Source organism: Halalkalibacterium ligniniphilum (assembly GCF_000334155.1).
Taxonomy (GTDB): domain Bacteria; phylum Bacillota; class Bacilli; order Bacillales; family Bacillaceae_D; genus Halalkalibacterium; species Halalkalibacterium ligniniphilum.
The window spans coordinates 1-11,787 of record NZ_ANNK01000005.1 but is presented as its reverse complement, the minus strand read 5'-3'; the positions used below and the strand labels follow the sequence as shown (position 1 = coordinate 11,787).

Below are 11,787 nucleotides of genomic sequence, written 5' to 3'. Positions count from 1 at the left end.
TTCAACATACCCATGAAGATCAATAAATGAAAGGGGTGTCCACTTTGCAATTTCTTCATTCACTTGAATGGTTTCTACCTGTGTTTGGTGAGCATTGTCCCGGTTTAAATCAAAGCCATTTGCATTTGCACGGGTGTTCGCTACACGGCCATCAGGATTGTGTGTAAAGTTAAACAAGAAAATCACATGGTCAAGAACCTCGTCTACGTTTAACGTAACGACTTTCTCAACACCCGTTTCATCTTCTGTTTTAAATGTCACTTTATTCTCAAGAGCAAGCTTTTTCAAGAGCTCAACTTGAGCGTCGACCCCTTCTACCTCATCAGGATGAATGTTGTTAAACCAAATTGGAATTTGATAATCACCCATTGTCCCAGCTTCAAGCTTTTCAATCAATTCTGCTGGGTTTTCGAGAGCTGTCGGTAGCGTTTCATTTAAATACTTATCAATCGCAGCCTCACTTTTGGCAAGGACCACAAAATGAATGTCTCGCCCTTCAACTGATTGTCCAAGTGACTTGTATTCAAGGTAACGATTGTCTTGTGCCTTTGCAAAAACCTCATCAATCGCTGGCTTAATTTCTTCATACGCTAAAAATTCGTCGTACACATTAAGCTTAAGAGTTGTTTGGGCTGACCAATTGGTTGCTGAGTTGGCAACAGCAAGCTCATATTCTCCGATTAATTCAGGATAAAGCACACGGATGCTTCTTGGGGCAAGATTGTCTGTATCGTAAGGCAAGCCAAATTCAAGCGTCAATTCGACTGTATTGGTGCCCTCCACATAGCTCGGCTCTTTTACAACCGTGATAAAAGGTTCACCGCTATATTCCTTTGCCTCCCCGTCCCATTTCTTCCATTCTGAAAATGGCTTACCGCCAAACGTCCACTCCAATTCAGGCAAATCTAGCTGCTCTGGAAGTTCAACTGTAACGTTAACTTGGCGTACTTCTGTAAGTGAGACCTGTGTTCGGTCGACTTCAAGTGCTTGCTGTGTCTCTGCAACCGGAGTTGCTTCAGCACCAGCCGCTTGAATCACAGGGGCAGGTAAAGCCACTGATAAGACGAGCAAGAACGCAAGCCATAATGATAAACCTTTTTTCACTATATTAATCCTCCTTCAACCTATTTCATCCAACAAAAGTAGTTTATGAGTTTACTAGAAAACTATAGCATAATAGTTCGAGTTTAAAAAGACTAAACATAAAATTTATTGTATGAATATCCATGGGATTTAACGTTAAATGATTAGAAATCAAGCTGTGTTCTTTTCATTCTAATTACCTGATAATCGTTTATGTAAGCGTTAATTAAACCGATCTTGTCGTTCGACAAAATCAATAATTTTTTTGACCAAACGGGCATTTCTTTGGTTATATCTGTCATTTTATTCACCGCTTCTTGTTTCCAGCATTTGAATCACCCATTTTATCGCTATATTAATCCATTAGACTTTAATACAATTGAAACGCTTGTTCTACGAGGAATTAAAGCCCCTATGAGACTACTAGACTTTCGTTATAGGCAAACCCATTTTTTTCGTCTCCCGAATAAAAAAGATTGCGAAACATAATAAAGAGGACTACACTCTAACTAGAAATCGATCAAAGCCATTCTAAAAGACGTAAAATGTGATAATAGAATCGAGGAGAAAACATTGAACGAACAACAAAAAGAACAACAGCTTGGTGTCTTTGCTGCCATCGGAGCCTACCTGTTGTGGGGTGTTCTCCCTCTTTACTGGAAGTTTCTTGATAACGTACAGTCTAAAGAGGTGCTCGCCCATCGTATCGTCTGGTCTCTTCTTTTTATGGTCGTTGTCCTTCTATTAATGGGAAAGCTTCGATATGTGATGCAAGAGATTATTCGTACGTTTACAAATAAAAAGTCTGCCGTTGCGATAACATGTGCGGCAGTCTTAATTACAATTAATTGGTTTGTGTTTATTTTTGCAGTCAACACAGACCGCGTGATTGAGGCAAGCTTAGGCTACTATATTAATCCATTAATTAATGTTTTGCTTGCAACCATCTTTCTTAAAGAACGATTAAATCGTTTAGAGCTTTTTTCATTCCTTTTAGCAACATCTGGTGTGCTGTATATGACTGTCCATTATAGCAGTATTCCATGGACTGCCTTGCTCCTTGCCTCAAGCTTTGGCGTTTATGGCTTGATTAAGAAGGTTGTACCCATTGGAGCTTGGGCAGGATTAACGATTGAAACCCTTATTATGACACCGTTCGCCTTACTATTTCTGATATATGTCCAAGTGACAACGCCCGCCGGAGGAGCATTTTTAGCAGATGGGCTTGCGACCACCCTCCTTCTCATGGGGGCAGGTGCCGCGACAGCGATTCCGCTACTCTTGTTTGCGACGGGGGCTCGCCGCATTTCTTTTTCATTAATCGGTTTTTTGCAATACATCGGACCAACGATTATGTTAATTCTCGGTGTGTTTTTATTTCAAGAGCCCTTTAGCCAGGTTCAACTCATTTCTTTTTCGCTTATTTGGATCAGTTTACTAATTTTTACAACTTCGCGATCTAGAGCTGCTGCGAAACAAAAAAGAGAACGACTGCAAGATGGTCATCTCGAAGTAAGTTAAAACAATGTCATACTGTGATGCAAATCATTTTAAAAAAAACGTGTAAAGCCTAGGCTCTACACGTTTTTTTACATTAAAATTTCCCTTGATATGTTGCAAGCTCCCAATCATGAACCGTTGTACGGAATTCATCCCACTCGCCACGCTTAAGATCTAAGTATTCTGCAAAGGCATGCTCCCCAAGGGTGTCAGCACCGATGCTGCCTTCTTCAAACTTGTTAAGCGCTTCTTCTAGGCTTGTTGGTAGATTCTCGATCCCACGCTCTTCAATTTCCACTGCACTCATGCTGAAAATATCGGCATCTACAGACGGTGGCGCTGTTAAGTCTTGCTCGATTCCATCAAGGCCAGCAGATGCGATAATCGCAAATGCAAGATATGGATTTGCAGACGGGTCTGGGCAACGGATTTCGACCCGTGTACCTGCGCCACGTGTTGCTGGAATTCGGATAAGCGCTGAGCGGTTTGATGCAGACCAAGCAATGTAGCAAGGTGCTTCGTAGCCTGGTACAAGGCGCTTATACGAGTTAACTAATGGATTCGTTACAGCGACAAAGTCTTTTACATTATCAATCAATCCGGCGATAAATTGATAAGCTGTTTTGGAAAGACCTAGAGAATCGCTCTCATCATAAAAGGCATTTTCCTGTTTCTCGACATCAAAGAGAGAAATATTTGTATGCATACCGTTTCCATTTGCGCCAGCAAGCGGCTTTGGCATAAACGTGGCATGGAGGCCGAACTGCTTGGCAACCGTTTTTACAACCCACTTATAGGTTGTTGCAGCATCTGCAGAACCAAGGGCATCTGCATACTTAAAGTTGATTTCATGTTGCCCTTCTGCCACCTCATGGTGAGATGCTTCAATCGTAAAGCCCATCTTTTTCAACGTACGATAGACTTCAAGACGAACCTTTTCACCGTTATCCTTTGGAGATGGCTCAAAATAACCGCCGATATCTTGGGTTTGTCTTGTTGGCAACCCTTTTTCATCCGTCTCGAAAAGGAAGAATTCAAGCTCAGGTCCTACACTAATGGAATACCCCTTGTCCGCTGCTCTATCTACCGTTTTTTTTAGAATGTTACGCGGGTCACCTGAAAAATCGCTTCCATCCGGATTTTTTACACTGCATAAAAATCTTGCTTCAGAATAGCCTTCCTCCTCTGTCCAAGGAAGAACAGCAAAAGTAGTAAGATCTGGCATTAAATAAAGGTCAGATTGATTAATCGGTGTAAAGCCTTTAATCGAAGAGCCGTCAAACATCGTTTTCCCGTCAATCACATCCTCTAATTTTTCAGCAGTCGTCGTTACGTGCTTTAACGTTCCCTCAATATCAACAAACTGCATATGAAGCAGTTCAACACTTTTCGTTTTTATCGTTTCCTTAATTTCTTCAATTAAACTTTCACGAGCCGGTGTAGATACAGCCATTTTTAACACTTCCTTTTCATGTAATCTAATGTGACATCACTTTGTTAGTTATTACTGTAAAGGACTGTGTGAATATTCGCAATCATCCTGTCAGATTATCTAACATACTCTTTTTCCCGATTCTATCTGCCCCTTCTTGTACCATTCATCCTATCCCTGACCTGTCCGCCAGCTACGCTTCGCTTACAGGTCGGGGCTTCTTTCTAGATAGAATTAAAAATGAACAAAAACCAGCATGAACGGCTCCATCTTCCCACTGGGATAAAAACGAGATCGCCAGGGTAAAGCTGAGCAACCTTTCAATGAAGGGGGGAGCGGTAGAACTTCATTGTTTCATTACCTTGAACTGAAGCTGGTCCCCTTTTCCACAAAAAAAGAGTAAGAGCGAATCATCTCACTCCTACTCAACAATAAGGGGGTCTTTCTATGAAAAAAGCCTGATGGGTCCCTTTAAAAATAACAGGTCGCCATCCCCTTAACAATGACTTCCGACCAATCTTTAAATGAATGATACAAGCTTTACATAGCCTTTACGTTTTCGCCTGGTCCCTTGTTGCTGCTTTTACAAGACTCCGAATTTGACCATAATGCAAAGCTTCCTGGGATATGGCAAAAGCCAATGGATCCTCCACTGTTTCTAGACCGAAGAAAGGCTTTGGTAGCTTCTGATCAAGCTTTCCTTTTGTCGCTTCAATGATGGCTGCTGGCTGTTTTTCCATTCATTCTCTCACATTTTCATAGCTTGGTGCATTCCCTGACCATTCAGAAGGCTTTGTTCCCCTGTCAAAAAGGCCGGCATATGCTGCTGGACATGTAGGTGTACCTCCAACTGCTGAAATGACGAACTGATCGTACATCAAAGCAATATGTCCATATTCCACAGAATTCTTGTTGTTAAACCCCTGAGGTACTGTGCCCAACATCTCAGCTAGAATTTCCTTCACGTCCTTCAGTCCCATTTTCCGCCATAACGAAAGCTGTTTGAACAATTATTCTTCTGCCATCAGTAATCCCCTCCCAAGTTTTTCACCCTTATGTTACTGTAATATTTCCCCTTTTTTCGCAAAAAAAGAGGATGCCCTAAAATGAAGGAACATCCCCCTTGCGATTTTCTTATTTTGCGCGACGTTTTTTATCTTGTTGTTTCTTCGCAAAACGCATAGGTCTGTCATAATCGTTTTTACGTTGGGAACGGTACGGACGTCCTGAAGAACTTCCTGACTTTCTTGTCCCTCCGCCTTGCGTTCGTTGTTTTTTGACTCGTAATGGCGCCTCTGCTGTCAGCTTCACTGGTGTGAGATCTGGTTCTTTAATAAGAAGCTTTAAAGCCGCCGCAAGAGCAGACAGCGCATCTGTTTCTTGCAAGAGATCCTTGGCTAGCTTACGGTAGGCATCTGTATCACCTGATGCAAGGGTTTGACGAATTTGTTCAACAACCTCTTCCTGCTGATGCACGAGCGCTTCCTCTAACGTAGGCTTTGCACGACGAGCCATTTTTTTCTTTGTTACTTGTTCAATCGCGCGAAGATGGTCTCGCTCCCTTGACGTGACAAACGTAACCGCTTGACCTGATTTCCCTGCACGCCCTGTTCGGCCAATGCGGTGAACGTAGCTTTCCGGATCTTGAGGCAAGTCAAAATTGTATACATGAGTGACGCCGCTAATGTCCAACCCACGAGCCGCCACATCTGTCGCTACAAGCACGTCAACTGCACCATTTTTAAACTTACGCAGCACGCTGTCTCGCTTTGCTTGTGTTAAGTCCCCATGGATACCCTCCGCACGAATGCCTCTTTTCGCTAACGCTTCTGAAAGCTCATCGACACGTCGTTTCGTACGGCCGAAGACAATCGCTAATTCAGGCTTATCCACTTCAATGAGCAAGCATAATGTATCAAACTTGTCGCGTTCTCCCACTTCAACATAGAATTGCTCAATGTTTTCCATCGTCACTTCTTTCGCCTTGATCGTAATTCGATCCGGCTCACTCATAAACGTTTTCGCCAGCTTTTCAACTTTGCTAGGCATTGTCGCAGAAAACAAGACTGTCTGGCGTTCAGTTGGGACTTCCTTTAAAATTGTCTCAATGTCCTCAACAAACCCCATGTTCAACATTTCGTCCGCTTCATCAAGAACGACCATTTTCACTTGCTGAAGACGAGCGGTTTTTCTACGCATATGATCCATTAAGCGACCAGGCGTTGCTACAATAATATGTGGGTTTCCTTTTAGTTCACGGATTTGACGGCGCATATCTGCACCACCGTAAATCGCTACGGTTTTCACACCTTTGTACCGTCCCATCGCTTTTAACGCATCAGCGACTTGAATCGCAAGTTCACGCGTTGGCGCTAACACAAGCCCTTGGACGGAATCATCTTCTAAGTCAATTAGATTAATCAATGGAATGCCAAACGCACCCGTTTTCCCCGTACCCGTTTGCGCTTGACCAATTAAGTCTCGACCAGCAAGAACTGTTGGGATTGTCGCTTCTTGAATCGGCGTCGCCTCCGTAAAGCCCATACTTGTTACTGCCCGAACCACCTGATGGTTAAGGTTTAATTCATAAAAAGTTGTCAATGTAAAATCTCCTTTTCGTTTTTAGTTATATCTATTTAGAAACACTGCAATGACCTAAGAAATCCGTTCACTCTTTTGGAGAGCCACCCATTGCGCCATCGCTCACCTATTTCATTTATAAGAGAAAGCAAATTTCTCTATCCAGAAACCTGCGTATTTGCCTCGCTCTTCCCACTGGAATTAAACGAGTTCGTCAGGTTATTCTGTACACCCTTTCCATTAAGGCGGTGCGAGTGGAGGGGCTTCATTGGATCATCAACTTGAACCGAAGCTCCGTCCCCTTTTCCACAGAAAAAAACCATATTTCCCACTACGAAACGGGAATATGGTTCGTCTCCGCATTGCATGGTTCGTTTCTTTAAATAATTTCTATCATACCATGTTAAAGGTTTAAACACAATCAATTCATTGGCAGAGTTTATCCATAATCCCGTTTTTTCCACAATCAAAAAAAATGGAAGCTACTCATTACAATTAGCTTGCATTTTTTAATTCATTTTATACGAATTGATACACACGTGCCTCATATGGTCGTAGCTTTTCCTCTGCAACGATTTCCTTGTAATTGCCCAATAGGTATTGCTTTTCCCCTTGTAATGCAGGTGGCAAGGCAATGTCTACTTCTTCTTTGACTAAATTAACGAGAATCAAAAGCTTTTTTACCCCAAGCGTCCGCGTGTACCCATACACTTGTGGATGCTCCGGTAAAATTAAATTATAGCTCCCGTACACAAATACCTCTGCCGATCGTCTGAGCTTAATCATTTTTTTATAATAATTTAAAATCGAGTCTTCTTCTTGTTGCTGCTTCTCAACATTGATGTCTACGTAATTAGGGTTCACTCCAAGCCACGTTTGATCGGCCGTTGAAAAGCCCGCTTGCTTTGAATCGTTCCACTGCATAGGCGTGCGCGTATTGTCTCGCCCACTTTCCCAGATAACGCTCATCACCTCTTCATGGGAGCGTCCTTTTGCGGTTTCAATGCGGTAATAATTTTTCATGCTTACATCATTGTACTGATCGATCGATGGAAATTTTACGTTCGTCATCCCTATCTCTTGGCCTTGATAGATAAAAGGTGTTCCTTGCATGAAAAAAAACATCGTCCCAAGCGCCTTTGCACTCTCTTTCCAATATTCTTTGTCATTTCCCCACACAGACACACTTCGGGCTTGGTCATGGTTTTCAAGGAATAACGCGTTCCAGCCCCAGCCTTCCAACCCTTTTTGCCACTTGGTAAGCGTTGACTTTAATGACGGAATATCTAGCCCCCCACCTTCTCCCTTATGCCACAAGTCGAGATGCTCAAATTGAAAAATCATGTTAAAGACACCGTTTGACTCCCCAACCCAATCACCTGCTTGCTCAACGGAAACCCCATTTGCTTCACCAACTGTCATTACATCGTAACGGTCGAAGGTTTTTCGCTTCATCTCTTGAAGAAATTCATGGATCCCCTCTTGGTTCATATGCCCGTTAAACGAAGGAACATATTCAAGCTTCTCTGGATTCGGGAGATCTGGTAGGCCTGGAGCTTTTTTAATGTGGGAAATGGCATCGACCCGAAACCCATCGATTCCCTTGTCCATCCACCAGTTCATCATTTGGTACAATGCTTTACGCACATCAGAATTTTCCCAATTGAGATCGGGCTGTTTTTTTGAAAAGATATGCATGTAATATTGCTTCGTTGTTTCATCAAAGGTCCATGCCGATCCGCTAAAAATCGATTCCCAATTATTCGGCTCCCGTCCATCTTCCTTCGGCTCGCGCCAAATGTACCAATCACGTTTTGGGTGGTCCTTTGACGAGCGAGATTCGACAAACCAAGGATGTTCATCAGACGTATGGTTAATCACCAAATCAATGATTAGCTTCATTCCCCGATCATGCACTTCTTTTAGAAGAGCATCAAAGTCTGCCATTGTCCCAAATTCCGTCATAATCTCCTGGTAGTCACTAATGTCGTAGCCATTATCATCGTTCGGAGATTTATACATTGGACAGATCCAGATAACCCCAATGCCCAAATCCTGAACATAATCTAATTTTTCGATGATTCCTTGTAAATCACCAATGCCATCACCGTTTGAATCCTTGAAGCTGCGAGGATAAATCTGATAAGCAACGACCTCTTTCCACCATTGCTTCTTCACGCATAGTCCCCCTTTACACTTTACACTTTGCACATTCCTTATAGATTCCCATTATTGGTTAAAAAGTATCATGATAATCATGTACTCATTATCAAAAGCACTAAAGCTTTGTAATCAAAGGAATGAAAAAGGAGATAATGGCTTGCTCAAACAGCTCCTCATTCATGCTCAAACCACGCCCGTATTTTCTTATAGAATGGATGCTCCAATAAATATAAAATATGCATCAGTAGGTAAAGAAGTGTTCCAATAATACCAAGAAAAAAACCTGCTAGTGCATAAGGACGAAGTGACCAATCGGGTAAAATGAACACGACCGAAGTGATGGTTACATAGACAACTGCCGGTAACCTCCGAAGCTCTATCGGCCGCTCCTGCTTCGCCATCCATCGATTAATCAGCAAATACCCTACAAGGAGTAGACCAAAATATATGATGATACTGCTAATGAACAAATGAATCACTTCCTTGGGCGATTGCAAAAATCTGTTGTGATTCATAAATGGACACGTTTGCATCTGATTTTCTATTTGCTTCTATCATCATTGCTTTTGCTACTTGTTTGCCTTCAACGGCTCGGTATCGTTTCAATGGACCAATCATGACAAAACGAAACAGCCTCATCATGTATTCCGCCATTCTCTCTCCCAATCGAAACTCAGACCGCTCACCGAGCAATAAGGATGGTCGGAAAATCTTGAGAGCTTTATATCCAACCTCTTGTAATGCTTCCTCCAATTCTCCTTTTACCCGACTATAAAAAAAGGAAGACATTGAACTTGAGCCCATCGCTGTAACAATTACATACTGTGCTGCACCTTTTTCTTTTGCAAGCCGTGCCACCAAAAGCGGATATTCATAATCAACCTTGCGAAACGCTTCTTTCGTTTTTGCTTTTTTTATCGTTGTGCCTAACGCACAATAGACGTCATCCACTTCAGGAATGTCGTCTGCTCCTAACTCATCAAAGTTAATCATTCGCTCTTCTAACTTAGGGTGCTCAATGTCGATTGAGCGACGAACGAGAACCGTAATTTGATCATACTCCTGCCGTTCTAAAAGCAAGGAAACAAGCTGTTTGCCGATTAAACCGGTTGCTCCAATGACGAGTGCTGTTTTTTTATCCATGCTTTTTGTCCTTTCCAAAGTCGAGTTTCTTCTATTTTACCATGGAGTGCAGGGTTAACTGATGTATTCAAATCATAACAAAAAAGAATGAACATTTATTTTATGATGATGAGAAATATAGATATAAGACGATAGCTATAGGAGAGCTCATGAAAAAAATTCCGCAAAGTTTGCATTACTCGGATTGATTACAGCAGGCATTCATTGATTGGTGTTAGGCAACTCTACATCGACAGATTTTTTCTTAAAAAGTCTCTACTCTCTAAAAAAAGGACAAAAAACGACTTTTTTTTACAAATTCAACTCTGAAGTATTTACTTTTTGTTACCAATTATTTTATAATCGACAAAAAGAAACAATCTTGTCCGTAAGTACGCATTGTGCAGCACTTAATGAAGGCGGTGTGAGCGAAAGAGCTTCTTTGCTTCCTCAACAGTACTGAAGCTCCGCCCCTTTTCCACAATATAAGAAAAAGGCAAACCTATTGAAAAATAGGGACGCAAAGCTAGAGGGACTAAGGGGCACAGCCCTATGTTAGCCAGTTGCCTATATGTGAGAAACCCTTTATTGTTAAGTTTCTTTCATTTAGGAGAAATCTTAGCCGTTAAGGGGACCATTTTATGAACCACAGTGAGCCTGAGCTTCAAACCATACTTGAAACATTTGATTATCTCTTAAAAACCTATCCAGATGAAACAAATTCCATCTATGCTTACAATAATTTTCTCAATCTTTTGTTACGTATTCAAACCCATGCACTGACTCCACCCATTAGCGAAATGATGACGATTTTAAAGCATGAAAAGCCTTATGTCTACCAAACAATTAAAGAGCAAGGTTCATACAGCTTCTATCTTTTTAATCAAACATCCTTTACCTCAACACCAAAAGAAGCAAAACAAAAATTAACACGGATTAAACTAAAGATTAACCAGTCTGATCAAGCACGCCGCTCTACGTAACCGTCCTATTTGAAACCTAACTCACACCAATTCGACAAGCCTTTTCCTGGTTATAAAGATTCAGCCTATCATAATTTCCTCTTATAGTTTATGCTTGCCGATTAACCAAAAAAGCTGATACCGATTATGATGACCGATATCAGCTTGCGATTTCATTAAAAAAAACATCTCCCGTCAAAATTTCGCAGCGATTATTTATCAAGGTTAAGCTTTGCTAAAGCTTCGGCTAAGGCAGGGTTCGATAAGCCCTTGTCATCGTCTTGTTTTTTCAAGTATTGAGAGACTTCTCGCTTTGAGACGTTTTTATGCTTGTTTTTTTTCCGTCGTTCCTCAAAGGTTGCTTTCTTCTCTCGATATCCGCAAACACAAGCAAAGATTTGACCTTCTCCTTCCCCACGAAGCTCAAGCTTTTTCTTACATTTCGGGCAATGCGCATTCGTTATACGAGAAACATTCCTTCGGAAGCCACATTCCCGATCCTGACAAACACGCATTTTCCCCTTTTTCCCGTTTACTTCAAGAAGGAGCTTTCCGCATTCAGGACATGGGCTGCCTGTCACATTTTGATGCTTGAAGGTTTTTCCGCTTGCTTTAATGTCGGAGACAAGCGATTTCGTATAATCCATAATCTCCTTCACAAAGCTTTGCTTCGAAAGCGCGCCCTTTGCAATTTGCTCAAGCTTTTGTTCCCATTCAGCTGTTAAAGCTGGGGATTTCAGCTCCTCTGGAACGAGCTCAAGAAGCTGCTTTCCCTTTGATGTGATGATAATATTCGTTCCGTTTTTTTCAATTAAAAAGCTTTTAAACAACTTCTCAATAATATCTGCCCTTGTGGCAACCGTCCCTATTCCCCCTGCCCTTCCGAGGGTTTTAGCCAAATCCTTTTCATCTTCTCCTAAAAAGCGACTTGGATTTTCCATTGCG

The 11,787-nt window shown here is 41.8% G+C and carries 11 protein-coding genes and 1 riboswitch; of the genes, 2 read left to right on the top strand and 9 right to left on the bottom strand.

The annotated features are described in order from the left end of the window. On the bottom strand, window positions 1-1,104 hold a 1,104-nt coding region (locus BLT_RS0100625), incomplete at its 3' end, for a M14 family zinc carboxypeptidase (RefSeq protein ID WP_017725901.1). Window positions 1,105-1,656: 552 nt separating this feature from the next. Here BLT_RS0100625 and rarD point away from each other — a divergent pair. After that, complete coding sequence (rarD, locus tag BLT_RS0100620; RefSeq protein ID WP_017725900.1) at window positions 1,657-2,604, top strand: EamA family transporter RarD; 948 nt, start codon at window positions 1,657-1,659, stop codon at window positions 2,602-2,604. 73 nt (window positions 2,605-2,677) lie between these two features. Here rarD and glnA read toward each other — a convergent pair whose 3' ends face one another. From glnA to BLT_RS0100580, 7 genes are all read right to left on the bottom strand, one after another. Beyond that, entirely contained in the window at window positions 2,678-4,036 is a 1,359-nt protein-coding gene (glnA, locus tag BLT_RS0100615; protein ID WP_017725899.1) for a type I glutamate--ammonia ligase, read from the bottom strand. Between the two features lie 530 nt (window positions 4,037-4,566). Further along, window positions 4,567-4,755: a hypothetical protein gene (locus BLT_RS0100610; protein ID WP_017725898.1), complete on the bottom strand. Its 189-nt coding sequence runs from the start codon at window positions 4,753-4,755 to the stop codon at window positions 4,567-4,569. After that, window positions 4,756-4,980 carry a hypothetical protein gene (locus BLT_RS0100605; protein ID WP_152414248.1) on the bottom strand — a complete coding sequence of 75 codons (225 nt, stop codon included), beginning with the start codon at window positions 4,978-4,980 and terminating at the stop codon, window positions 4,756-4,758. 169 nt (window positions 4,981-5,149) lie between these two features. Further along, window positions 5,150-6,616, bottom strand: coding sequence for a DEAD/DEAH box helicase (locus tag BLT_RS0100600; protein WP_017725896.1), 1,467 nt, complete (start codon window positions 6,614-6,616; stop codon window positions 5,150-5,152). A 498-nt stretch (window positions 6,617-7,114) separates the two neighbouring features. After that, window positions 7,115-8,773 (bottom strand): glycoside hydrolase family 13 protein, encoded by a 1,659-nt coding sequence (locus tag BLT_RS0100590; RefSeq protein ID WP_017725894.1) that lies wholly within the window; start codon window positions 8,771-8,773, stop codon window positions 7,115-7,117. Window positions 8,774-8,931: 158 nt separating this feature from the next. Continuing rightward, window positions 8,932-9,228, bottom strand: coding sequence for a hypothetical protein (locus tag BLT_RS0100585; RefSeq protein WP_017725893.1), 297 nt, complete (start codon window positions 9,226-9,228; stop codon window positions 8,932-8,934). After that, the gene (locus BLT_RS0100580; protein ID WP_017725892.1) at window positions 9,218-9,901 is read right to left on the bottom strand and encodes an NAD(P)H-binding protein; all 684 of its coding nucleotides are present in this window, start codon (window positions 9,899-9,901) and stop codon (window positions 9,218-9,220) included. The genes BLT_RS0100585 and BLT_RS0100580 overlap by 11 nt, the downstream gene beginning before the upstream one ends. 464 nt (window positions 9,902-10,365) lie before the next feature. Further along, window positions 10,366-10,451: riboswitch (cyclic di-GMP riboswitch) on the top strand. 70 nt (window positions 10,452-10,521) lie between these two features. Between BLT_RS0100580 and BLT_RS0100575 the strand changes: the two genes are divergently transcribed. Then, the gene (locus BLT_RS0100575; protein WP_017725891.1) at window positions 10,522-10,863 is read left to right on the top strand and encodes a hypothetical protein; all 342 of its coding nucleotides are present in this window, start codon (window positions 10,522-10,524) and stop codon (window positions 10,861-10,863) included. A 191-nt stretch (window positions 10,864-11,054) separates the two neighbouring features. Here BLT_RS0100575 and BLT_RS0100570 read toward each other — a convergent pair. After that, a partial coding sequence (locus tag BLT_RS0100570) for a DNA topoisomerase (protein WP_017725890.1) occupies window positions 11,055-11,787 on the bottom strand: 733 nt, incomplete at its 5' end.